This window comes from Gallaecimonas zhanjiangensis (assembly GCF_057624825.1).
In genome coordinates this window covers 761,980-784,655 of record NZ_CM172603.1, presented here as the reverse complement: position 1 = coordinate 784,655, position 22,676 = coordinate 761,980, and the positions used below count along the sequence as shown (strand labels likewise).

Here is a 22,676-nt window from a genome sequence, read left to right as displayed (position 1 = left end):
AGCACTTTGAAAAATTTAAGGAAAATTTAAGTTTCTACGGCGGCAAAAATTCGCCGGAAAAAAGACACGCTAAAAGAGCCCTTTTTATAGCGGGCGTGGCTTATCTAAGCCTTAACAGGCCGCGGCTGAGTGCGGATTTAAGCCACCGCGTAACTTCTGCCCCCAAGCGCCGGAGCAAAAGGTAGAATGGCGTTTTACCAACGAGAGCTGCCATGACCATCTGGGTTGACGCCGACGCCTGCCCCCGGGTTATCAAGGACATTCTTTTTCGCGCCGCCGAGCGCACCCAGACGCCAGTGATCCTGGTTGCCAACCAGTCACTGGCGGTGCCGCCCGGCAAGTGGGTGCGCAGCATTACCGTGCCCAAGGGCTTTGATATTGCCGACAACCATATCGCCGCCGAGGTGCAAAAAGGCGATTTGGTAGTGACCGCCGACATCCCCCTGGCCGCCGAAGTCATGGAAAAAGGCGCCCAGGCCCTTAACCCGCGTGGTGAGCTGTACCGCGACGACACCATCCGCCAGCGCCTGAACATGCGCGATTTCATGGACACCTTGCGTGCCAGCGGTATTCAAACCGGCGGGCCGCCGCCCATCAGCCAGAGCGACCGCCAGGACTTTGCCAACGCCCTGGACCGCTACCTGCAACAGCAAGCTAAACCCTAACCCAACCCCAAGGCGTGGCGCCGCTGGTCAAAAAGCCGCCCACAGGGCATAGTGAGGTAACGGGGCCATGGGCCAGGCCCGCCCCAAGCAACACCGCCTCTAAGACCTTGGGAGTGAAGGATGCCAAAAGCAGATACCCTTCTGGTCAAACAGGGCCGCTACGGCTCTGTCGCTACCATGGCGCCGGTCAGCGCCAATGCCCTTTATCACCGCTACCCCATTATCGCCCCGCGCTACTGGCAAGCCCTTGGCTGGCTGATGAGCCACTACCACCAGCAGTTCCACCCCGCCACGCCCCAATGGCCGCATAACTGCATCGACCCTATTTCCTACCACTACAGCAAGCTGCTGGCCTTGTCGGACAAGCCCCATGCCGAGCCCCGGGAGGCGATGAGCGAACTGGGTTTTAGCTTTATGCTGGGGCCAAGCGCCCAACTGCGTTTGGATTTGGCTGAGCAAGGAGAATCGCGTGCGCCGATGTCTATGGCCAATTGGTATTTCGAGGCGCTGCAGGGCTTTAGCCACAAACTCGACGCCCTTATTCAGGTGGGCAGCGAAGTGGTACTCAAACAAGACGTGACCTTAAAGGCCCTGGACGAGATATTGCTGGCGCTAACGCCGCTGGTGGGCCGCGGTATCAAGAGCCCGCACCCCTTTCACGACACCGACTGGGTGGCAGTGCAGGAAAGCGGCATTAAGCTCAGCCACCAGCAGCTTAACGATCGTAGCTACCGGCTGCGCCTTACCAACCAGGAAAAAGACCCCACCCAGCGCCACAAGCTCAATTACTTCAGGCTCAAGTGGCAGCCCCACGGCGGCGACCTCACCTTCTGCCGGCTAAGGCGCAAAGGCGAGGCGGTGCCCAGCATCAGCTTTAACGCCAGCCCCCATTAAAAAAGCCGCCCTGGGGGCGGCTTTTGGGTATCAGCGCAGCTGGCCTTTAAGGACCTTGGCGTAGGCCTCCATCAGGCGGCGATGGCCCTGGGTGGGAGTGTCAGGGTCCAGTTTGCCAAGCTCCGGGAAGCGCTCAGTGCCTGCCACCAAGGCTTTGGCCAGCGCCAGTTTGTCAGCGCCAAAGTAATTCACCAGGCTCGGCTCAAAATCGCTCAGGTCTTTACCTTCCACGGTCAGCTCCAGCACCGCGAAGATGGCGCGGTACAACAGGCGCTCGTCATCGGTGAGATGGCCGGAGGCCAGCACCGAGCCCAGTTGCTCGTAGGCTTCTTCTTGCTCGGAGAGCGCCAGCAGCAGCCACAAGCGCAGCTCGCCGATACGTAGCCGCGCCCAGGGGGTGCCCTTGTCGCCAACGATGCCGGCCCATTCCAGTACCCGCAGCTGGTCGTTAACGGAATATTGGTCCAGGGCTTCTAATAGCTCGCGGTGGTCTTCCTCAGTGGCGCCGTTCAGGTCGAACAGCACCGGGCGAAAATCGAGAGCTTGGTTGTTGTTGTGCCACACCAGCTCGTCGGCCGGGTAGATGTCGGAGAAACCCGGCACCAGGATGCGGCAGGCGTAGGCGCCAAGGGCAGTGTGCTCGCTGATATAAACCTGGTGGCCTTCTTCGTGCAGAAGGTCAATCAGTGCCTGGCGCTCGAAGGCGTTGTCGTGCTGGTCGTCCCAGTCGGCAAACTCGACATCAGGCTTGTCGGACAAAAAGCCCCAACCCACGTAGCCGGAGCTGTCGATAAAGTGCAGCTCCAGGTTGTGCGGGTCGGTAACTTGCTCCATGTCGGTGGTAGGGGCCGGGAAGCCTTCCAGCTCATCCAGGGCGCGGCCTTGCAGAAGCTCGGTCAGGGCCCGCTCCAGCGCCACGCCAAATTTGGGGTGGGCACCGAAGGAAGCGTAAACGCCGCCGTCTTTGGGATGCTGCAACACCACACACATCACCGGGTAGCGGCCGCCGAGGGAAGCGTCCAGGGCGCGAATGCCAAAGCCTTCGGCTTGCAGGGCCTTGATGCCGGCGTCGATGTGGGGGTAGCGGTCCAGCACGCTTTGCGGCACCAGCGGCAGGGCGATATCTTCGACGATGATGCGGTTTTTGATGGCCCGCTCAAAAATCTCGGACAGCCCCTGCACCTGGGCTTCGGCCTGGGTGTTACCGGCGCTCATGCCGTTGGACACAAAAATATTGCCGATAAGGTTGACCGGCACATAGACGGTTTGGCCGTCGCTTTGGCGCACATAAGGCAGGGCGCAGACACCTTTGCCGGAGTCGCCGCCGTTGTGGTCGATAAGGTCGGAAAGCTCCAAGTCACCTTCCGGGTCATAGATCGCGCGGCAATGCTCGTCTAAGAGTTCTTCGGGCCACTCGCCTTCTACGTCGTACCAGCGCTCGTCACTCTGGTGCACATGGCCAAATTCGTTAAGGGCGCCAGTTAAGCGAAAATCGGCCCACAGGTAGCGGGTGGACAAGCGCTCGATCAGCTCGCCATAGGCGGATGCCAAAGAGGCCTCGCGGGTGGCACCTTTGCCGTTGGAGAACACCTGGGGGCAGTCCTTATCGCGGATATGCACGGACCAGATATAAGGGGCTGGGTTTAACCAGCGGGCTTCTTCGATGGTAAAGCCCAGCGCCTCGATGGCGCCGCCGATACGGGCGATGGAGTCTTCCAGGGCCGCGTCTTTACCGGGAATAAAGGTCTTTTCCATGGGGGTTCTCAACGGGTATTCACAAAGGCCGCGAGTCTAGCACGAGTTTGTGTCACTCGCCCTGCAGCCAACGATAAAGAGTGCGGCGGGTCACGCCTAAAATATCGGCGGCCTGCACCTTGTTGCCCTGGGTCTTGTCGAGCACGTAATGCACGTAATCCTGCTGCACCTTGGAAAGGGGCGGCAACGCCCCCTGGCCGAGGCTGTCAAAGAGGCTTTGGTCGTCACCCGTTGCGGCGCCTTGCAGCCGTGCGGGTAAGTCTGCCGGAACAATAGCCTCGCCTTCACAAAACACCGCCGCCCGCTCCATGGCGTTTTGCAGCTCCCGAACATTACCGGGAAAGTCGTACCCCAAAAGCCGCTGCCAGGCAGCAGGGCTGAGGTGCTGGGCCCGGGTTTTGCCGGCCGCTTGCTGCTGGCCAAGAAAGTGGCGCGCCAGCAGCGCAATATCGTCGCCCCGATCCCGAAGGGGCGGCACCTTAAGGCTGAAGGTCTCCAGGCGGTAGAACAAATCCTCACGGAAATCCCCCTGGGCCACCCGCAGCTCAAGGTCGCGGTGCGTAGCAGCCAGGATGCGCACATCCACCGCCACTTCTTTGTCGGCGCCCACCGGCCGCAAGGTGCCTTCTTGCAAAACCCGCAGCAGCTTGGCCTGCAAGGCCGGGGGCATTTCGCCTATTTCATCCAGGAGCAAGGTGCCGCCGTCGGCTTCACGCAGCAGCCCCTGGCGGGCCTTGCTGGCCCCGGTGTAGGCGCCGGCCGCGTGGCCGAAAAACTCGCTCTCTAAAAGCTCACCGGGAATACCGGCGCAGTTGACCGCTAAAAACGGCGCCTGGCGGCGTGGGCTCTGGCGGTGAATGGCCCTTGCTACCAACTCTTTGCCGGTACCGCTTTCACCGAGAATTAGCACCGGGCCGTCAGCCCTTGCCACCTGCTCAATGTTTTTAAAGAGCCGCTGCATGGCCGGGCTCTCGCCCAACATGCCATGAAAACCGCTGCCGGCCACCTTGGCCCGAAGCTGGCGATGCTCAAGGAGGCGATTGACGGTGAGCAGGCAGTGGTCCATGTCAAAAGGCTTGGTGAGGAAATCATCGACCCCGGCCTTAAGAGCCTGCACCGCTTGGTCGACCGTGCCAAAGGCGGTAATAAGCAGCATTGCCGGGGCCTGGGGCTGGGCCTTGACCTTGGGCAGCAGGCTCATGCCGCTTTGCCCGGGTAGGCGCAGATCGGAGATAACCAGTTCGGCGCTGTTGCCATCAAGCCAGTCGCTGGCGGCCTCGGCGCTACCCAGGGCCGCAACTTGGTAGCCCTCGGCTTCCAGCTCATCACATAACAGCTCGGCCAGGGCCGAATCGTCTTCTACCAGCAAAATTTGCATCAGCACTCCTTGGGAAAATGCAGGGCCAGGCAAAGCCCGCCTTTCGCCGAGGCGGCCAAGGCCAGCTCGCCGCCGTGGTCAGTCATCACGTTTTGGGCGATGGCAAGGCCAAGGCCGGTGCCCTGCCCTTTGGGTTTGGTGGTAAAAAAGGGCTCGAGCAGGGTTTGCGGGTCGGTGTCTGCCGGCAGGCCCGGACCGTCATCCTCGATGATGAGCTGCCAATGGTGCTCGTCCTCTTCAAGGCGGATCACCAGTTCGTTGCAAGGGGCCTGGCAGGCATTGCGAATAAGGTTTACCAGAGCCAGCTCCAGGCGCGGGCCGTCGGCCAGCAGCCGCTGGCTTTGGGGCACATCCAGCTCAACGTTGGGCATCGCGCCTTGCTGCTCTTCGGCCACCGACAAGAGCGCCGCCTCTAACAGATCTTTGAGTGGCAAGGGGCGAAACTGGGCGCCGCTTCGGCTGAAATCGAGAAGTTGGCGCACGATGCGGGTAAGGCGCCCGACCTGGCTGCGAATGGCGGCCAGCTCTTTTTGGGCTTTGGGTTCGTCGTCAAAGCGAGCCAGGCGGCGAGCCCTGCCATCAATAACGTTAAGGGGCGCTCCCAGCTCATGGGCAATGCCGCTGACCAAGCGCCCTAAGGTGGCCATGCGCTGCTGGCGCTCAAGGGAGCGGCTAAGGTGCGCTTCCTGCTCGCGGTGCTCGGCAAGGGCCAGCTCGGCGCCGGCCATATCATCAAGCATGCGGTTAAAGGCCAGAGCGATGGTTTGAAACTCCGGCGCGCCGTTCATGGGCGCCCGCAGCCCTCGCTGCCCGGCGCCTACCGCCGCCATCACCCGGGTGAGGCGCCCGACTTCACGGCCCACCGTTTGGCGATACCCCCACAGCACGATGGTGAGGGTTAAAAGGCCAAGGGCGGCCCAAGCCGACCAGGCCCAGTAGGTTAGCCGCTCCAAATACGCTGAGAAATCACTGGCCTTGCGGGTTACCTCGACCAGGCCGGTGATTTGGCCGCTGGTGTCGGTGACTGGCACAAAGTGGGAGAACACCCGCCGCCCGGCTTGGCGCTGATAAGCGTCACGGTCGCGACCGGTTTCCACCAGATGCAGCGCCAGCGGGTTGTCTTGATTGTCGCGCTTGGCTATGCCGGCGGCGGCGATACGCTGGCCTTCACGGTCATAGACGGCGGCGCCGTAGATCTGGCCAAGGCTGAACACCGCATCCAGGGTGTGGCGCACCGTGTCCATGTCGCCCTGGTTGATGGCTTCGCCAATGGGCGCCCGAATGGCCCTGGCCACCAGTTTGAGATCGTCCTTTAACTTGCGGGTTTGTTGGTCGCCCAGGTAATGCATGCCAAGGCCCACCGAGGCGCCGGTTAGTAGCCACAATGGCAAGAACATCAGCAATAGCACCCGCCAGGTTAAGGTCAGGCTGTATCTTTTTGTCACACTCGCTCCCGTTGCCCTGTGACATAAGGACACACCGGGTAGCCGCCAAAGGCCAGCAAAGGCTGGCCTGGGTTCAAACTTTCTTTATGTAAAACAGTAATCTATTGATTTCTTGAGCGGGTTGGCACGGTTCTCGCCTTAGTCAGAGTGAGAATTTAAGCCAACAGGAGATTACTATGCGTAAGTTGACTCTCACCGCCATGCTGACCGCTTCCCTGGCCGCCCTGCCGGCTGCTTCTGTGATGGCTGCCCAGCAGACCCCGGCCCCGAAAGCCCAGCAGCAAGTCAATGTGAGTGACGCCAAGTTAGAGCAGTTTGTGGCGGCACAAAAATCCATCACCAGTATCCGTGACAGTGCCATGGAAAAGCTCAACAAGAGCGAGAACCCAGACCAGGCCCAGCAAATTCAGCAGCAAGCCAATCAAGACATGGTGGAAGCAGTAAAGGACGCGGGGCTCAGCGTTGAGGACTACAACCTCATTGCCAGGGCAGTGCAAACCGACCCGAACATGCGCTCACGGGTGGCCGACATCCAGTAACGACAAACGCCGCATTCGCGGCGTTTTTCATATCAGCTCGATATCCAGCCACACCGGGCGGTGGTCCGACACCGCAACCTGCTGCTCCCTCTGCCCAGCCTCGGGCCAGTACACACCGCTATCGCGCACCTTAATGCCTCTTTTGGACGGCAGCACATAGTCGGCCCTTAACCCCCAATCGGCGGTCATAGCGCCATGGCCACGGCGAAGGCCTGCCTGACTGATAGGAATGTGGCGGCTGTCGATAAAGGGGTGGCTCAGCAATTGGTCAATGGCGCCGGGGTGGCTGTCGCCCCGGTCTGGGTCGGCGTTGAGATCGCCAAGCACCACAAAAGGTGCCTCCCCCACAAAGCCGCCTTTGAGGCCGCTGTCGTCCTCAATGTAATCGCCCAACCCCGGCGACAGGTAATCAGCCCAGAAGCGAATTTCGTCGAAGTTGCGTTTTTGGTTGGCCTTTTCAGGCCCGTCAAACACCGGCGGCGTGGGGTGACTTGCCAGCAGATGCAGTGGTTTTCCCTGCACATCCACGCGCAGATCCCAGTGGGATTTGGACGATAATCGCAACATTTCCCACTGTTTTTGCGGATAAAAGTCGGCTTCCCCCAGCATCGGGCGCATGGCCCCCGGCATCTTAGCCCAGCGAAAGTGTTGAAAGGTCCGGCAATTGGCTTGCTCGATGGGATAGCGGCTTAGTAGCGCCATGGCGTATTGGCCTGGGTAGGCGCCAAAGCCGAAGTACTCGCCGGGAAAGCCGGGGATAGGCTGTCCGGTGTTGGACTCGCCCACAAAGTACCAGGGGTATTGCAGCGGATTGGTTCCGTCTTCCAGATAGTGGCGGCAAAAGGCCTCAATGCCAAAACGCGGTTCGGCTATCCAATCAAACTCGTTTAGCAGCAGGATATCCGGCCTTAAGGTCTTGATGATATTGGCAACCTGTTGAAGCCGAGGATGGCGCTTGGCAGCAATGGCTTTGGCCAGAGATTCAGGATCAAGAGCTTGATCACTTTTTTTGCAAAAAGCCGATGCCTCTAAAGCGGCATTAAAAGTTGCAATCCTTAACAGCGGGTTGGGCAAATAACCACCTTTGCATTAACGATAGCAGCACGTTCAGCGAAAATGACGACAAAAGAACACTAAGACAACGTTTTCTCAGAACCGCTCAACATCGCAATTTGACCATTCAGACTAATGACAGTTCCGTTTCTCTTTTGTTACAGTTGCTCCCCGAAAAGGCAACTGTACATAAAAATGTCAAAAACTCCGTGTAAAAACGGAAACCGTTGCACTTTTTTGCAGCAGACAACAACAACGCAAACGTGTTCTAAACCTTCATTTCACAGGAAACTGACATGATCAAGGGACTCGTAAAAAGTCGCCTGGCTTTGGCCCTGAGCCTTGCCTTGGGCGCTTCTTCCGTGGCTTACGCGGATGACACCAGCTCATCCATCCGTGGTACCATCACTGGCCCGCAAGGCCAACCCGCCGCTAACACCAAAGTCATCCTGATGCACCAGCCCACCGGCACCGTCACTGAAGTGATGACCAAAGCCGATGGTAGCTATAGTGCTACCGGCCTGCGGGTAGGTGGTCCTTACCTGGTTGTGGTTGACTCTGACACCTTCCAAGACGTTCAGCAGGACGGTATTTTCCTGCAGCTGGGCCAGACCCTGCGCCTGAACGAGCAGCTCAAAGCTGAAGGTGACGACACCGAAAAACTGACCGTTTACGGCCAGAAAATCACCTCCAACAAAGGCTCTTCCAGCGTCTTTGGCGAAGATGATATCCAAGGTGCGCCGACCTTTAACCGCGACCTCAAAGAAGTTGCTCGTAACAACCCTTACGCCAACATGCTGCCGGGCGACACCGCCCCCATGAGCTTCGCGGGCTCTAACCCCCGTTACAACTCCATCACCGTTGACGGCGTAGCCATCAACGATGACTTTGGTCTGAACAGCAACGGTTACCCGACTCAGCGATCACCGATCTCCATCGATGCCATCGAGCAGGTAGCCGTTGAGGTTGCGCCCTTTGACGCCTCTGAAGGCGGCTTTACCGGTGGCCATATCAACGCCGTCACCAAATCCGGTACCAACGAGTTCCACGGCTCTTTGGGCTACGAGTACATGAGCGATTCTCTCGCCGGTACTCCCGAGAACCCGGAAACCGGTAACGACGTTCCCCTGGATTTTGAGCGCAAAACCTACAGCGTGACTCTGGGTGGCCCCATCATCAAAGACAAGCTGTTCTTCTTTGGTGCCTATGAAGAGTCCACCGAGCCATCTCAGGTAAGCTGGGGCCCAGCAGGCTCTGGCGCTGCCAACGAAGCCAACTTTACCGAAGAGCAATTGGCGCAAGTCACCCAGATCGCCAAAGATGTCTACGGCATCGATATCGGTGGTTGGGATTCAGCTCCGGATACCAAAAACAAAAACTGGCTTATTAAACTGGACTGGAACGTTAACGCAGACCACCGTCTGGCCTTCACTTACAACAAGACCGAAGGCAACGTCATCAACAACCAGACCACCAAAGACACCACCCTGCAGTTGGATACCAACTGGTATAACTACGAGCAGGATATGGATGTTTACAAACTGCAGTGGTATGCAGATTGGACGCCTGACTTCTCCAGTGAAGTCTACGCCAGCTACAAGAAGGTTAACTCCATCTCCGGCCTGAAAACCAAGGCCTATGGCGACATTACCATCAAAACCCTTGTGCCGGATCCTGAAGATCCGACAAAGACCATTGGTGCTGACCTGAACTTTGGTCCGGACTACAACCGCCACGCCAACGAGCTGAACAACAAAACCTATAAGCTGGGTGCCAAGTTCAACTACAGCGTCGGCGACCACCAGCTCAAATTTGGTGGTGAGTACCAGAAACTGGATGTTTTCAACATCTTCGTTCGAAACTCTCTGGGTTCTTACACCTTCGGTACCTCCAAAAATGGTGGTGGTATTGATGCCTTCTTGAACCAACAAGCAGACAGCTTTTATTACGAAAATGCCTACACCAACAACCCGAATGACGCTGCGGCCGACTTCAGCCTGGGTATGGGTAACGCCTATGTGCAAGACACCTGGTACCTCTCCGACAAGTGGGAGCTGGGTCTTGGCATGCGTTACGAGCGTTACTTCGTAAGCGACAAGCCAACCTTTAACCAGAACTTCTATGACCGTTACGGCTACTCCAACCAGGAGAACCTGGACGGCCTGGATATCTGGTTGCCCCGCGTGTCTCTGACCTGGTACGCAACCGACGACCTGACCGTGAACGGTGGTTTTGGTCGCTTTACCGGTGGCCGTCCCAACGTGTGGCTGTCCAACTCCTTCTCCAACGACGGCTACACCCTGGTGCAGTTTGACCGTAGTGAAGTGACTCCGGACCAGTACCTGGACAACGTTACCCTTACCGATATTCCGACTGCGGTAACCGACGCCATGCATGCTGGTGATGGTTCTACCAACAGCATCGACCCCAACTACAAACTGCCCTCTGACTGGGTTGCCCGCATTGCAACTGACTATCGCTTCGATATTCCGTCCGTGGGTAACGACTTCAACTGGCACTTTGAAGTGATGCGTAAGTGGATGACCGATAACAGCGCCTGGAAAGACATTTCCCGCTGCGTATCCGGCCAAACCGCCGCTGGCGTTAACATCTACGAGCCCTGTGACTCTACTGCAGCCAGCGATCACTACGATTTGCAGCTGACCAACGAGAACAAGGACGGCAAGGCCTGGATCATCAGCACCAGCCTGCAAAAAGACTGGGATAGCGGTGTCAGTCTGTACACCTCTTATACCCACCAAAACATCGACGAAGGTAACCCCGGTACCTCTTCTACTGCGACCTCTAACTATCAGTACAACATCGTTAAAGATCGCAACATGGAAGAGCTCGGCACTGCTGACTACGAAGTTGAGCACAGCTTTAAGGTGACTCTGGGTTATACCCACGAGTTCTTTGAAGGTTACGCCTCTCGCTTCAACCTGTTCTTCCAGCGCCGCTCCGGTACCCATTACAGCTACACCATGGGTATGTATAAAGACGGTGACTTCGGTGATAACAGCAGCTTCTACAATGCTGGTAGTTACCTGCCGTACATCCCGACTGGCCCGAACGACCCTGCTCTGAGTCCTGACAGCCCGCTGTCTTATGAGGAAATCATGCAGTACGCCGCTAATGCTGGCGTAGGCAGTGGTTTCGTTGGCAAAGGCACAGGCACCAGCCCATGGGTAACCACTCTGGACTTCCAATTCCAGCAAGAGGTTCCCGGCTTTGCCAAGGGTCAGAAAGGTATCTTCTACTTCACCATCCAGAACTTGGCTAACCTGCTGAACAAGGATTGGGGACAAGTGAAGACCATGCAGTACACTGACGTGACCTTCATCGACTTTGCTGGCCTGGATAGCCAAGGCCGTTACATGTACGACAAACCGAACTCTGGTTATAGCGGCGGCAACTGGGATACCTTCGAAGCTGAAGAATCCACCTGGCGCATCAAAGCCGGTATCAAGTACACCTTCTAATCAAGGTCTGTACCGATACAGCAAAAGCCAGCCTTCGGGCTGGCTTTTTATTGTCTATCTAAAATAACTTCAATCAGAGACGGCTTTAGATACCCAATAAAATTGTTAATTCTGCTACCAATTTTTCATGGAGTTAATTAAAGTAATATATAGTAGTCAATGGATGGGCTTAAAAGTGGAAAAAGAGAATATATTAAATAGGAATAGCAAATCACCATACATTCCTTTCAAAATATCTAATATTGACTTTAATGAAGTCGAATCTATAGTCCCAAATAAAACAAACTTATTCTCTGAATTAGATATTGAAACAATAATCTATCGATATATTTCTGGTGGGATAGCACTCAGAGAGGCAAGAAACGTACCAGTAAAAAATTTATTTTTAAGTAAAGAGGCTCTTACCAAAGATGATTACTTAACTCTGTCTCTATTAAAAAAATCTAGCGAGTTCAAGAAAACAGTAGAATGTATTGAAGGCTCTATAACCCTAGATAAACTAAATGAAATCAATGCAAAAATATTAATGAAGTCAACATCAAAGGTTAGAAAAAACCAGAATTGGATTGGGGGAGGAGGGATAAAAAGTGCATTGTTTATCCCCCCCAGGCCTGAAAAATTGTATGAATATCTAAACGATTTAATATCTTTTACTTCACGAGACGACTTAAGCTCTTCTTTGAAAGCTATAGTATTTCACAACCAGCTGATATCATTACACCCTTTCAATGATGGAAATGGACGTACCGCTAGAGCTTTCTTAGAATCAATGACAAGTTCTAACAAGAGAAGCATTCCTTTATCCGCCTATCGATTAGCAAGTAATCAAGATTATGGTTCGAGTTTAGAAGAATCAAGGATTAGCATCGGCACATTAGCAAATGAAAAATACTGGTTAAGGGCAAAAGATTGGGTTAACAATCTGCAGATCAGCTTGGAAAAGCACCTGTCAGAGTCAAAAAAGATAATATCTAGCAATTTTATCCTTTCAAATAATAAATTCGATATAAATAGACTAGTAAGGACATTCATAAAAAAACCTTTGATATGTCTAGATAATTTCCCTGATTACTTGCGCATCGGGGTTAATGATTTCGATGCTGTACTGAAAACTCTTTCTCATTCAAAACAATTTAAACTCTGGAGGTGCAATAACAGAGTCGTTATAGAGTGCGTAACTTCAATGGAAATTTATGAAGTTTTTGAAACCGAACTGTTTAAGGATAATCATGAACACTAGTTTAAAAATAGCGCTATCTAGCATTCTATTGCTCGGTAATATCGACATTAGCACTCCTGTGCTAGACGATATAAATGATAACCATTCTCATATAATGCCATCGAGTATTAGGTCGGGATGGGGATGGAACTTTAGCGTTAATAAAGCATCTGCCACAGGTAATAATGATGATAATTGCTGGACTGAAGACGTATATGACTCTCATGGAAATAAGACGACTGTGACTCATTGCTTCGATGCATCCGACCATTCGGATACTCAGTTTGAAGCAACACAGACAAGATTTGATGAAGACTCATCGGGATGCTGGTATGAAGATTTCTCACCTCGCGGAACTATCAATGTTGATAAGAAAATTGGGTGGACAGGCACCAATGATGAGCAAGGAAACCAAATTTACAAAGCTGGATGGGACTATCGAAATATAAGTCAGTCCAATGTTAAAGTGTCAGCTTTTCTAACCCTAACAATAACAAGTGTAGAGTTAAAGAATAATCGATACTACTTAAAGGCCTTTGATGGGACAAGAGCTGACAGTGGATTTAGGATCTATTATAATAATCTTGTAAACGTAAGTGGCAATGTCAGAGTCGGGAATACAATAAGCTGGAAAAATTCTGTTGGTGAGGTTGCTCCTGGAGAAAAAATGGAGCTAGAGATATTTAACCCATCATTTAAGGATAGCGATCATGAAAATTACTACGTTTACCCGAGATATGTGTTGGAGTACTCCCAAATAACACATCCTAACACTTATAGATGCGATGACCGAATTTCAAACTAAGTGGAATTGATGCTATAGCCACAATAGTGTGGCTATAGCATAGAAGTCATTTTTTATTTTTATATTCACTTTCAATAGACACTATTTCTCCTATAAAAAATAGGAACGCTGTTGATAATATTTTCCATATTATAATACCCCTAGTATCCAATTAATAATTCACCATCGACCTGGGATAACAGCTTTATCCCGAGGATCTTGGCGACGGTGGGGTAGACATCGACATTATCAAAAGCCGGCAGCATCACCCCTTTTTTAAATGCGGGGCCCTCGGCCACAAAGAGGGCCCCCATATCCTTGGTGTAGGTGTAACCGTGGTTGCCACCGATGCCGTGAAAGTCTTTCTTGTCTTTATCGGTAAACACCAGCGGCGCCTGGGTCTCCAGAATAATATCGGCGATACGGGGGCTGTCGGTGTAATGGCGCTCGGCCAGATCGGCTTTTGACAGCAATTGATAGCGCGCATCGCCCAGCAGCTTTTGCTTTTGCCGGGCAATGGCCATGTCATCGACACCGGGCTTGGCGTACAGCATCAGCCGGGTACTGGCATTGACCACGTTAAAATCTTCGCTGATGGGCAACTTTCGATAATCAATAGCCTTATCGAGGTCAACCGCCGACATGCCGTGGTCCGAGACCACGATAAGGTTCACCGGTTGGCTCACTTCACTTTTCAAGCGGGCGCGAAGCTCGCCTATCAAGGCATCAACCTTTTTCACCGCATCTCGGGTTTGCTCCGCATCAGGCCCAAAACGATGGCCCATGGTATCTACCAGGGAGAAATAGCCCGCCACAAACTGGGGGCGCTGGTCGGCGGGTAGCTTCAGCCAGTCGACGATTTGGTTAATCCGCTCCTCGTAATCGGCCTGCTTCGAGTAGTGGTAGTAATAGTTGGGGGTCATACCGCCGATAAGGGCGTCCGACTCTGGCCAGAAATAGGTCGCAGACTTCAGGCCATTAAGCTCAGCCAGGTTCCAAAGGGGAATGCCTTTAAGCCAGGTACTGTCCTTGCCGCCGTCGCCAAGGGAATAGCACTCCTGGCGCTGTTTGTCGCAAAAATGGTTATCCACGATACCGTGGTGAGTCGGGTAAAGCCCGGTGACCAGGGTCAGGTGGTTGGGGAAGGTCTTGGTGGGATAAGCCGGGCGCATTTGCTCGGCGCGGACGCCATCAGCCGCCATGGCAGCCAGGTTGGGCGCGCCGTGCTTTTCGATGTAGTCCCAGCGAAAGCCATCGAGGGAGATCATCACCACGCTTTGCTGCTCGGCCGCAGGGGCTTCTTTGCCGGCCGGCACACTCTGGCAGCCCCCCAGCATCGCCAGGGCCAGTAAGCTCAGGGAAAGTTTATTCATGTTGCAATACATCCTGTTAGCCAAAGAGTCTTTCTATCAGGCCTGAATGACAAGCCAAGGAATAAACGCCAAGAGGCGCGGATATGGGTCAAACCGTCTGGTTGAGGCTCTGCCAGCGGCCGGGGCTCTGCCCCATGACCTGCCGGAACACCTGGCAAAAGGCGCTGACGGTGTCGTAGCCCACCGCCAGAGCGGCGTCACTAACCCGGCCCCCCTCCCCCAACAGCACCAGGCTGTGATGGATACGGGCCAGCTGCAGCCACTGGCCGTAACTCAGGCCGGTCTGCTGCTTGAAGTGCCTGGAAAAGCTGCGCCGCGATAGCGCAACCTGAGTGGCCGCCAGCTCAAGAGGGGGCGCCAAAGCAGGGCTCGTGGCAATGGTTTCGCAAAGGGCTTTAAGGCGCTCCGAATAGGGCAGCGGCAGGCCAACCGACAACGGCTTGGCCGCCTTGATTTCATCGCCCAGGGCCGCAAGACGCCGCTGGCTGACATCACTCGGCACCTTTTGCGTCAGAGATTTGAGTAGCGCTTGGCAAAGCTCGGAGCCTTCAAACACTGTTGGGTAGTCGAGCCAGTTACAACGCAGATAAAGGCTAAAGCCGGTGACCGGCGTTATCACCCTACCCCGGTGAGGTTCACGCCCCGGGAACCAACCCATGCGCCCGGCAGGCACCAGCCACCGCCCGGCGGCGGTTTCCATACTGGCGCAGCCGCTGGTTACCCACATCAGCTGCGCTTCTTCGTGAGCGTGCCAGGCCATGCCCTTGCTGCGGTCGTCATGGAGAATTTTGATGCGCACATCCTGCATCGACTCCAAGGCGTTATCGCCAAGGTAATTGGCGATCTCCAGCACCGTGACATCTTGGCCAATCTGCAACATTTATTGGCAACCTATCGATAATGGGCAAAAGCCTTTCCAGGCTAACGTATCACCACAAAGGAGGAAAGCCATGAAACCGGAACACGTACTGCCAGATGACCAAGACAAGCTGACCATTGCCGATGTCACCGTACGCAAGGGTACCGTTGGCGCCTTTTTGCATAATGCGAGGTTACTGATGAAAAACGACTTGAGCGAAAAGGCCCGTCGACAGGCCGAAAAAGATACCCAGGAATTGCTGCCGGCACTGGACGCCCTGGGCTTTTTTGAGGTGCTGGGAATACGGGATGAGATTTTATCTGCCTGTATCAACAGACTGCGCCAGGCCCCCACAGAAAAGCCCGCATAATGCGGGCTTTTTTTACAGGATACGGTTCTCATTCCAGACCGCTTCCTTGGCCTTGCGCTTGGCTTCATCTTTGGCCATGCGCGCCTTGCGTTTGTCGCAAGGGTCCGGGCAATCACAGGCTTTTTTCATACCCAGGCCGCTAATACCGCCACAGGAGCCGGAGATGGTCTTCTTCTGGAAGATGTACCCGACCGCCATGGCCAGGATCACCAGCAGAAACAGGCCGAATGTATAAACAACAATCATCAGTGCCTCTTTACCGGATTGGCTTTGAGGGCGACAGTTTACCGCTCCTGGCCGCCCTTGTCAGTTTCGGTGGCTAAAAATACCCCGTTCATCTCGCCGCAATTTTCGCCACCAAAGAAAATGGCCAGCCACCAGGCCAGCCATTTTGGACGTTACATCGTGCTCAGACGCGGTTAGCCACCGAAGTCGTCCAGCAGGATGTTCTCGTCTTCAACGCCCAAGTCTTTGAGCATTTTGATGACGGAGGCGTTCATGATCGGCGGTCCACACATGTAGAACTCGCAATCTTCCGGCGCCGGGTGATCCTTGAGGTGGTTTTCAAAAACCACGTTATGGATGAAACCGGTGTAGCCGTTCCAGTTGTCCTCGGGCTGAGGATCAGACAGGGCTACGTGCCAGTTGAAGTTGTCGTTCTCTTCCTGAAGCATGTCGAAATCTTCAACGTAGAACATTTCACGCTTGGAACGAGCACCGTACCAGAAGGTGATCTTACGTTTGGATTTCAGACGACGCAGCTGGTCGAAAATGTGGCTACGCATCGGCGCCATACCGGCACCACCACCAATGAATACCATCTCGGCTTCGGTATCTTTGGCGAAGAACTCACCAAAAGGACCGGAGATAGTAACCTTGTCGCCAGGCTTGCAAGACCAGATGAACGAAGACATCTTGCCGCAAGGCAGGCTCAGGTTGTTCGGCGGCGGCGTGGCGATACGGACGTTCAGCATGATGATGCCTTTCTCGTCCGGATAGTTGGCCATGGAGTAAGCGCGGATGGTGGTGTCGTCAACCTTGGACTCAAGGTTGAAGAAGCCAAAGCGCTCCCAGTCAGGGCGGTATTCTGCCGGCACATCAAAATCGCTGTACTTGATGTGGTGCGGCGGCGCCTCGATCTGGATGTAACCACCGGCGCGGAACGGCACTGATTCGCCTTCCGGGATAGCCAGTTTGAATTCCTTGATGAAGGTGGCCTTGTTGTCGTTGGAGATAACAGTGCATTCCCACTGCTTCACACCAAAGATCTCTTCAGGCACTTCAATGTTCATGTCCTGCTTCACGGCAACCTGGCAAGACAGACGGCAGCCTTCTTTGGCTTCGCGCTTGGAGATGTGCGACAGCTCGGTCGGCAGGATATCGCCGCCACCGTCGTTCACCGTTACGCGGCACTGGCCACAGGAACCGCCGCCGCCACAGGCGGAGGACACGAAGATACCGCTGGAGGCCAAGGCGCCCAGCAGTTTGCCACCGGCAGGCACGGTAATGGCCTTTTCCGGATCGTTATTAATGGTAATGGTCACGTCACCGCTGCTAACCAGCTTGGCACGGGCAACCAGGATGATGGCTACCAGTACCATGATGATCACGGTGAACATACCAACGCCGAGAATGATTTCCATCGACTTATCCTTTGCGTTTTGGGCGCGGCAAAGCCGCGCTTACAACTGAACCCCTGAGAAAGACATAAAGCCCAGCGCCATCAGGCCAGCGGTGATAAACACGCTGCCCAGACCACGTACGGCTTCAGGCATATCGGCATACTTGAGCTTCTCGCGGATACCCGCCAGCAGCACGATAGCCAGCATCCAGCCCACACCAGAACCGAAACCGAACACCACGGACTCGCCAAAGGTGTATTCACGCAGGGCCATGAAGGACACGGCACCGAAGATCGCGCAGTTAACGGTTATGAGCGGCAGGAAGATACCCAGGGCGTTGTAGAGGACCGGGAAGAACTTATCCAGGATCATCTCCAGGATCTGAACGATGGCCGCAATAACACCAATCCAGGTAATAAAGCTCAGGAAGCTCAGATCCATCCCCTTAACCAGGGCATCGGGAGCCAGGATGTAATGGGTTACCAGTTGGTTGACCGGTACAGAGATGGTCAGAACCACGGTAACGGCAATGCCCAGGCCCATGGCAGTGGAGATCTTCTTGGACACCGCCAGGAAGGTACACATACCCAGGAAGAAGGACAGAGCCATGTTCTCGATGAAAATCGAGCGAACCAGAAGGCTGATGTAATGTTCCACAGCGATTACTCCTTAGGTTCTACTTGCTCGGGGCGGAAGGTGCGCAGGGCCCAGATGATACCGCCGATGATGAAGAAGGCGCTGGGGGGCAGCAGCAACAGACCGTTAGGCTGATACCAACCACCGTTTTTAATCAGCGGCAGCACTTCAAAACCGAACACGGTGCCGGAACCCAGCAGCTCACGGATAAAGCCAACGGTCAGCAGCATGGCGCTGTAACCCAGGCCGTTCCCGATACCGTCCAGGAAGGACATCAGCGGCGGGCTCTTCATGGCGTAGGCTTCGGCGCGACCCATCACGATACAGTTGGTGATGATAAGACCAACGAATACCGACAGTTCCTTGGACAAGCCATAGGCGTAGGCACGCAGCACCTGGTCAACCACGATAACCAAGGACGCGATGATGGCCATCTGCACGATGATCCGCACGCTGTTGGGAATGTGGTTGCGAATGAGCGAGATAAACAGGTTGGAAAAGCCGGTAACCAGTGTCAGGGCGATACCCATAACGAAGGCTTTATCCATACGGCCGGTAACCGCCAGCGCCGAACAGATACCCAGCACCTGAAGGGCGATGGGGTTGTTGGCGAGCAGCGGCCCCAGCAGAACCTTTTTAATTTCTTTGCTGTTAGCCATTGTTCAATTCTCCGTTGCGGACGTTGGTCAGGAAAGGACCAAAGCCGTTGTCACCCATCCAGTAGGTAAAGGTGTGTTGAACACCGTTACTGGTCAGGGTGGCACCGGACAGGGCATCGATACCGTGCTTGTCGCCGGGGGCAGCGCCACCTTTGACAACCTTGATGGCAGGCTTGCCATCTTTGCCGTAGATCTCTTTGCCAACCCACTTGGCGCGCCATACCGGGTTTTCTACCTCACCGCCGAGTCCGGGGGTTTCACCCTGCTCGTAGTAGGTCAGGCCGGAGATGGTGTCGCCATCGGTTTTCACCGCGACGTAGGCGTACATCATGGACCACAGGCCGTTACCGTGAACCGGCACAACCACGGAAGTCACTTGGCCGGCGTCATCTTTGGCAAGGTAGACGGAGGCGTAGTTGGAGCGACGCTTGATGGACGCAACGTCCTCGTCAGCGGGCACTTCGGTGTTGAGCTTGGGATCTTTGGAAGCTTTGCGCTGGTCAAAATGAGCAGCATCTTGGCCATCCACTTCCTTGACGAACTTGCCGGTCTTGAGCTCGACGATACGCGGCTCGATGTGAGCGGCATAAGCGGCGCGAACTTCAGCGGCAGACATGCCGGGCTTGAGCAGGCCGGCAGCGTCGAGGATGTGGCGCTGGTTATCCAGGCGCTTGTTTTGCTCCTGGGTCGGCTTCAGGGCCACGGCGGCGCCAGAAACCACCACCGAGCACACCAAGCTGATGGCCAGAACAACACCGATGGTCTTGCCGATGCTTTCGTTGTTTTTAGACATTACGAGCGAGCCTCCGCTTGATGTTGGCCTGAACAACAAAGTGGTCAAACAGGGGGGCGAAGAGGTTGGCAAACAGAATGGCCAGCATCATGCCTTCAGGGAAGGCCGGGTTGACCACACGGATAAGCACTACCATGACACCGATCAGCGCGCCGTAAGCCCACTTACCGTTGTTGGTAAAGGAAGCAGAGACCGGGTCGGTGGCCATGAACATCATGCCGAAGGCAAAACCGCCCAGCACCAGGTGCCAGTACCAAGGCATGGCAAACATGTTATTGGTGTCAGAGCCGATGGCGTTGAACACCAGAGACATCACCACCATACCCACAAAGGTACCCAGCACGATGCGCCAGGAGGCGATGCGCAGGAAGATGAGGGCCAGGCCGCCAATCAGGATGGCCAGAGTGGAGGTTTCGCCCATGGAGCCTTGGATGTTGCCGTAGAAGGCATCCCACCAGTTGTTGTCCAGCACATACTGCAGCTGGCCAGCAGCGGCCTGGCTCAGGTAGGTAGCACCGGAGAAACCGTCAACGGCGGTCCAGACGCTGTCACCGGACATATAGGCCGGGTAAGCAAAGAACAGGAAGGCACGGCCAGCCAGAGCCGGGTTCAGGAAGTTACGGCCAGTACCGCCGAAGATTTCCTTGGCCAGCACCACACCGAAGCTGATGCCCAGAGCCGCTTGCCACAACGGAATGGTGGGCGGCAGGATCAGCGCAAACAGGATGGAGGTAACGAAGAAGCCTTCGTTGATCTCGTGTTTGCGGATGGAGGCAAACAGCACTTCCCAGAAGCCGCCAACGATAAAGACGGTGGCATAAACCGGGATGTAGAAGCAGGCGCCGTACCACATCATGCTGGCCCAGCCTGAGTCGGCGCTCAGCGAGCCGCCCAGAGCGTGGAACAGACCCACCTGCCAAACGTCGGCCAGGTGATAACCGGCAGCCAGGGCGTGTTGCGCCTGGTGGCCGATGTTGTACATGCCGTAGAACATGGCCGGGAATACAGACAGCCAAACCAGGATCATGATGCGCTTGAGATCGATCGCATCACGCACGTGGGTTTGGCCGCGGTTTACCTGACCAGGGGTATAAAAAATGGTCGCTGCCGCTTCATAAAGGGCATACCACTTTTCATATTTGCCGCCTTTTTCAAACTGCGGCTCGATTTTTTCCAAGAAGTTCTTCAGGCCCATGATTAACCTTCCTTCTCGATCTTGGTCAGGCAGGTACGCAGGTAGGAACCGTAATCGTACTTACCCGGACACACAAAGGTACACAGCGCCAGATCTTCTTCATCCAGTTCCAGAACGCCAAGTTGCTGGGCACTGTCGGTATCACCGGACAGAATGTCGCGCAGCAGCAGGGTCGGCAGGATGTCCAGCGGCATCACGCGCTCGTAGTTGCCGATCGGCACCATGGAGCGGGGAGAACCGTTGGTGGTGGTGGTCATGCCAAACACTTTCTTGCCGAAGTGGCCAAGGTAGGCACGGGTCACGGAGAACTTGTCGCTGCCAGGAGCCAGCCAGCCGAAGAGCACTTTTTCGCGATCTTCAGACAGGGCGCTGACCTGCACGTGGTAGCGACCAAGGAAGTCATGAGCCCCTTGAGCGATGGAACCGGTCAGAACGGTGCCAGACACCACACGGGTTTCGCCGTCGGTGAGCTCGCCGCTGGTCAGCTGGCTGATGTTGGCACCCAGTTGGGTACGCACCAAGCGCGGCTTTTTGACGCTGGGGCCGGCCAGGGAGATCACCCGGCTGCTATCGAGCTTGCCTTCGGTGAACAGCTTGCCGAAAGCGATGACGTCCTGATAACCAAGATGCCAAGCCACACGGCGCAAAGAGGCGCCGAACAGCTTGTGGATCTGGGTACCGACCAAGCCAGCCGGATGCGGGCCGCTGACGTCATGCACTTCCACTTGGGCGCCGGAAACGCTCAGGTCACTACCGGAGGCCTTGCTGAGGTAAATCTTGCCATCGGTCAGGCGAGACAGCACGGTCAGGCCCTGTTTAAAGGCCTCGAGCTGTTCTTTGATGATGATGGCAGGGTCAGCGGCAAGCGGATTGGTGTCCAGGGCGGAGATGAAAATGGCACCGGGAGCGCTGTCGATCGCAGGGATCTTGGAGTAAGGACGAGTTCGAAGGGCAGTCCAGAGACCGGACTCTACCAGTTGGTCAACCACAACCTGACGGTCGAGGCTACCGAGCTGGCCAGCGTCATAAGCCTGGAAGCTGACTTCTTCGTTGCCATCGATTTCGATAACAACGGATTGCAGCACCCGCTTCTCACCACGATTGATCGCAACTACCTTACCGGCAGCTGGCGCGGTGAATTTGACACCAGGGTTTTTCTTATCGTCGAAAATGATCTGGCCTTTCTTGACAAGATCACCTTCCCGGACGTGCATGGTCGGCCGCATGCCGATGTACTCTTCGCCCAGGACGGCAACTGTCTTGATGGCAGGACCATCGTGGATCACTTGCTCGGGCGCTCCACTAATAGGAACGTCCAGTCCTTTCTTGATGGTTATCATACGCACTTTGCACAACAGTTAAGGGAATTCTGTAGGCTGACCGCCACCCCGACTGTTGACCGATCAAGGCGGCGAAAAAGCGTTTGTGTGTCGAAGTTTAACTTCGCTCTTATTACAAGCCGCGTATTTTAGCACCCCTTGGCGCGCCGTTGCCATGGCTATTGAACGGCTTAGGGGAACTTTTCCACGCGTGCAGAGTCTAGTCGAACCGTCTGACAAGGTACGAAAAAAGGGACCTTGGTCCCTTCCTTTCAGCCCCCGCAACAGACTGTTACGACTCATTAACCCAGTTTGGATCCCCCAAGACAGGCAGGAGAGGCTGGCACCTGGCCGTAATATTGTTGCCATTCTTCCGGGGTATAAGTGTGGAGCGCCAGCGCATGCACGGGGCCGGCCAGCTCTTCGGCCAGGGTGTGATTGACCGCCCGGTGGCGGCTGACCAGGCGCTGGCCGTCAAACTCGGAGCTGACGATCACCACCTTGAAATGGGTTTCGGCATCGGCGGGAACCGAATGCATGAAGGACTCGTTACTGACCTGCAAATGCTCGGGCTTGAACGCGACATGCAACTTGTCTTCGATGTGACGCTGAACGGACATAGGCTCACTCCTTCTG

The 22,676-nt window shown here is 55.2% G+C and carries 21 protein-coding genes; 7 read left to right on the top strand and 14 right to left on the bottom strand.

Features of this window, described 5'->3' with window-relative positions; genetic code table 11:
* Window positions 1–212: 212 nt before the first annotated feature.
* On the top strand, window positions 213–665 hold the full coding sequence (locus AC22G1_RS03700; RefSeq protein ID WP_487315564.1) for a YaiI/YqxD family protein: 453 nt from the start codon (window positions 213–215) through the stop codon (window positions 663–665).
* A 120-nt stretch (window positions 666–785) separates the two neighbouring features.
* Window positions 786–1,559, top strand: a complete 774-nt coding sequence (locus AC22G1_RS03695) for a hypothetical protein (protein WP_050660259.1) — start codon at window positions 786–788, stop codon at window positions 1,557–1,559.
* A gap of 30 nt (window positions 1,560–1,589) precedes the next feature.
* On the opposite strand, the gene ycaO is transcribed toward AC22G1_RS03695, so the two are convergent.
* The 3 genes from ycaO to AC22G1_RS03680 are packed head-to-tail and all read right to left on the bottom strand — an operon-like array spanning window position 1,590 to window position 6,137.
* A complete protein-coding gene (gene ycaO, locus AC22G1_RS03690) occupies window positions 1,590–3,314 on the bottom strand; it encodes a 30S ribosomal protein S12 methylthiotransferase accessory factor YcaO (RefSeq protein ID WP_487315563.1) in 1,725 nt (574 codons plus the stop codon).
* A gap of 52 nt (window positions 3,315–3,366) precedes the next feature.
* The gene (locus AC22G1_RS03685; protein WP_487315562.1) at window positions 3,367–4,692 is read right to left on the bottom strand and encodes a sigma-54-dependent transcriptional regulator; all 1,326 of its coding nucleotides are present in this window, start codon (window positions 4,690–4,692) and stop codon (window positions 3,367–3,369) included.
* A complete protein-coding gene (locus AC22G1_RS03680; protein ID WP_487315561.1) occupies window positions 4,692–6,137 on the bottom strand; it encodes an ATP-binding protein in 1,446 nt (481 codons plus the stop codon). The genes AC22G1_RS03685 and AC22G1_RS03680 overlap by 1 nt, the downstream gene beginning before the upstream one ends.
* A gap of 176 nt (window positions 6,138–6,313) precedes the next feature.
* Between AC22G1_RS03680 and AC22G1_RS03675 the strand changes: the two genes are divergently transcribed.
* Window positions 6,314–6,676 carry a DUF4168 domain-containing protein gene (locus AC22G1_RS03675; protein WP_487315560.1) on the top strand — a complete coding sequence of 121 codons (363 nt, stop codon included), beginning with the start codon at window positions 6,314–6,316 and terminating at the stop codon, window positions 6,674–6,676.
* A gap of 27 nt (window positions 6,677–6,703) precedes the next feature.
* On the opposite strand, the gene AC22G1_RS03670 is transcribed toward AC22G1_RS03675, so the two are convergent.
* Window positions 6,704–7,750: an endonuclease/exonuclease/phosphatase family protein gene (locus AC22G1_RS03670; protein ID WP_487315559.1), complete on the bottom strand. Its 1,047-nt coding sequence runs from the start codon at window positions 7,748–7,750 to the stop codon at window positions 6,704–6,706.
* Window positions 7,751–8,025: 275 nt separating this feature from the next.
* On the opposite strand from AC22G1_RS03670, the gene AC22G1_RS03665 reads away from it, so the two are divergent.
* The 3 genes from AC22G1_RS03665 to AC22G1_RS03655 all read left to right on the top strand — a co-directional run bounded on the left by AC22G1_RS03665 (window position 8,026) and on the right by AC22G1_RS03655 (window position 13,235).
* Window positions 8,026–11,211, top strand: a complete 3,186-nt coding sequence (locus tag AC22G1_RS03665; protein ID WP_487315558.1) for a TonB-dependent receptor — start codon at window positions 8,026–8,028, stop codon at window positions 11,209–11,211.
* Between the two features lie 127 nt (window positions 11,212–11,338).
* Window positions 11,339–12,451 carry a Fic family protein gene (locus AC22G1_RS03660; RefSeq protein WP_487315557.1) on the top strand — a complete coding sequence of 371 codons (1,113 nt, stop codon included), beginning with the start codon at window positions 11,339–11,341 and terminating at the stop codon, window positions 12,449–12,451.
* Entirely contained in the window at window positions 12,441–13,235 is a 795-nt protein-coding gene (locus AC22G1_RS03655; RefSeq protein WP_487315556.1) for a hypothetical protein, read from the top strand. Before AC22G1_RS03660 ends, AC22G1_RS03655 begins: the two co-directional genes overlap by 11 nt.
* A gap of 140 nt (window positions 13,236–13,375) precedes the next feature.
* On the opposite strand, the gene AC22G1_RS03650 is transcribed toward AC22G1_RS03655, so the two are convergent.
* Both AC22G1_RS03650 and AC22G1_RS03645 read right to left on the bottom strand, forming a co-directional pair.
* Window positions 13,376–14,587: an alkaline phosphatase family protein gene (locus tag AC22G1_RS03650; RefSeq protein WP_487315555.1), complete on the bottom strand. Its 1,212-nt coding sequence runs from the start codon at window positions 14,585–14,587 to the stop codon at window positions 13,376–13,378.
* A gap of 88 nt (window positions 14,588–14,675) precedes the next feature.
* A complete protein-coding gene (locus AC22G1_RS03645; protein ID WP_487315554.1) occupies window positions 14,676–15,467 on the bottom strand; it encodes a helix-turn-helix domain-containing protein in 792 nt (263 codons plus the stop codon).
* A 70-nt stretch (window positions 15,468–15,537) separates the two neighbouring features.
* On the opposite strand from AC22G1_RS03645, the gene AC22G1_RS03640 reads away from it, so the two are divergent.
* Window positions 15,538–15,816, top strand: a complete 279-nt coding sequence (locus tag AC22G1_RS03640; RefSeq protein WP_487315553.1) for a hypothetical protein — start codon at window positions 15,538–15,540, stop codon at window positions 15,814–15,816.
* A gap of 12 nt (window positions 15,817–15,828) precedes the next feature.
* Here AC22G1_RS03640 and nqrM read toward each other — a convergent pair whose 3' ends face one another.
* The 8 genes from nqrM to bolA form a co-directional block, all read right to left on the bottom strand.
* Entirely contained in the window at window positions 15,829–16,062 is a 234-nt protein-coding gene (gene nqrM, locus AC22G1_RS03635; protein WP_083445973.1) for a (Na+)-NQR maturation NqrM, read from the bottom strand.
* 173 nt (window positions 16,063–16,235) lie between these two features.
* The gene (nqrF, locus tag AC22G1_RS03630; protein WP_487315552.1) at window positions 16,236–17,459 is read right to left on the bottom strand and encodes an NADH:ubiquinone reductase (Na(+)-transporting) subunit F; all 1,224 of its coding nucleotides are present in this window, start codon (window positions 17,457–17,459) and stop codon (window positions 16,236–16,238) included.
* Window positions 17,460–17,498: 39 nt separating this feature from the next.
* Window positions 17,499–18,095, bottom strand: a complete 597-nt coding sequence (gene nqrE / locus AC22G1_RS03625; protein WP_050660247.1) for an NADH:ubiquinone reductase (Na(+)-transporting) subunit E — start codon at window positions 18,093–18,095, stop codon at window positions 17,499–17,501.
* 5 nt (window positions 18,096–18,100) lie between these two features.
* Window positions 18,101–18,733 (bottom strand): NADH:ubiquinone reductase (Na(+)-transporting) subunit D, encoded by a 633-nt coding sequence (locus AC22G1_RS03620; RefSeq protein WP_050660246.1) that lies wholly within the window; start codon window positions 18,731–18,733, stop codon window positions 18,101–18,103.
* Window positions 18,726–19,526 carry a Na(+)-translocating NADH-quinone reductase subunit C gene (locus AC22G1_RS03615; RefSeq protein ID WP_487315551.1) on the bottom strand — a complete coding sequence of 267 codons (801 nt, stop codon included), beginning with the start codon at window positions 19,524–19,526 and terminating at the stop codon, window positions 18,726–18,728. Before AC22G1_RS03615 ends, AC22G1_RS03620 begins: the two co-directional genes overlap by 8 nt.
* Entirely contained in the window at window positions 19,519–20,721 is a 1,203-nt protein-coding gene (locus AC22G1_RS03610; protein ID WP_050660244.1) for an NADH:ubiquinone reductase (Na(+)-transporting) subunit B, read from the bottom strand. Before AC22G1_RS03610 ends, AC22G1_RS03615 begins: the two co-directional genes overlap by 8 nt.
* 2 nt (window positions 20,722–20,723) lie before the next feature.
* Window positions 20,724–22,061: a Na(+)-translocating NADH-quinone reductase subunit A gene (locus AC22G1_RS03605; protein WP_487315550.1), complete on the bottom strand. Its 1,338-nt coding sequence runs from the start codon at window positions 22,059–22,061 to the stop codon at window positions 20,724–20,726.
* Window positions 22,062–22,342: 281 nt separating this feature from the next.
* On the bottom strand, window positions 22,343–22,660 hold the full coding sequence (gene bolA / locus AC22G1_RS03600) for a transcriptional regulator BolA (RefSeq protein WP_487315549.1): 318 nt from the start codon (window positions 22,658–22,660) through the stop codon (window positions 22,343–22,345).
* Window positions 22,661–22,676: the final 16 nt, after the last annotated feature.

What these genes read in the sequence shown, in the direction of transcription:
- AC22G1_RS03700 (WP_487315564.1), top strand. Translation starts at nt 213, where the DNA reads ATGACCATCTGGGTTGACGCCGACGCCTGCCCCCGGGTTATCAAGGAC.
- AC22G1_RS03695 (WP_050660259.1), top strand. Translation starts at nt 786, where the DNA reads ATGCCAAAAGCAGATACCCTTCTGGTCAAACAGGGCCGCTACGGCTCT.
- ycaO (WP_487315563.1), bottom strand. Translation starts at nt 3,314, where the DNA reads ATGGAAAAGACCTTTATTCCCGGTAAAGACGCGGCCCTGGAAGACTCC.
- AC22G1_RS03685 (WP_487315562.1), bottom strand. Translation starts at nt 4,692, where the DNA reads ATGCAAATTTTGCTGGTAGAAGACGATTCGGCCCTGGCCGAGCTGTTA.
- AC22G1_RS03675 (WP_487315560.1), top strand. Translation starts at nt 6,314, where the DNA reads ATGCGTAAGTTGACTCTCACCGCCATGCTGACCGCTTCCCTGGCCGCC.
- AC22G1_RS03665 (WP_487315558.1), top strand. Translation starts at nt 8,026, where the DNA reads ATGATCAAGGGACTCGTAAAAAGTCGCCTGGCTTTGGCCCTGAGCCTT.
- AC22G1_RS03660 (WP_487315557.1), top strand. Translation starts at nt 11,339, where the DNA reads ATGGAGTTAATTAAAGTAATATATAGTAGTCAATGGATGGGCTTAAAA.
- AC22G1_RS03655 (WP_487315556.1), top strand. Translation starts at nt 12,441, where the DNA reads ATGAACACTAGTTTAAAAATAGCGCTATCTAGCATTCTATTGCTCGGT.
- AC22G1_RS03650 (WP_487315555.1), bottom strand. Translation starts at nt 14,587, where the DNA reads ATGAATAAACTTTCCCTGAGCTTACTGGCCCTGGCGATGCTGGGGGGC.
- AC22G1_RS03645 (WP_487315554.1), bottom strand. Translation starts at nt 15,467, where the DNA reads ATGTTGCAGATTGGCCAAGATGTCACGGTGCTGGAGATCGCCAATTAC.
- AC22G1_RS03640 (WP_487315553.1), top strand. Translation starts at nt 15,538, where the DNA reads ATGAAACCGGAACACGTACTGCCAGATGACCAAGACAAGCTGACCATT.
- nqrM (WP_083445973.1), bottom strand. Translation starts at nt 16,062, where the DNA reads ATGATTGTTGTTTATACATTCGGCCTGTTTCTGCTGGTGATCCTGGCC.
- nqrF (WP_487315552.1), bottom strand. Translation starts at nt 17,459, where the DNA reads ATGGAAATCATTCTCGGCGTTGGTATGTTCACCGTGATCATCATGGTA.
- AC22G1_RS03620 (WP_050660246.1), bottom strand. Translation starts at nt 18,733, where the DNA reads ATGGCTAACAGCAAAGAAATTAAAAAGGTTCTGCTGGGGCCGCTGCTC.
- AC22G1_RS03615 (WP_487315551.1), bottom strand. Translation starts at nt 19,526, where the DNA reads ATGTCTAAAAACAACGAAAGCATCGGCAAGACCATCGGTGTTGTTCTG.
- AC22G1_RS03610 (WP_050660244.1), bottom strand. Translation starts at nt 20,721, where the DNA reads ATGGGCCTGAAGAACTTCTTGGAAAAAATCGAGCCGCAGTTTGAAAAA.
- AC22G1_RS03605 (WP_487315550.1), bottom strand. Translation starts at nt 22,061, where the DNA reads ATGATAACCATCAAGAAAGGACTGGACGTTCCTATTAGTGGAGCGCCC.
- bolA (WP_487315549.1), bottom strand. Translation starts at nt 22,660, where the DNA reads ATGTCCGTTCAGCGTCACATCGAAGACAAGTTGCATGTCGCGTTCAAG.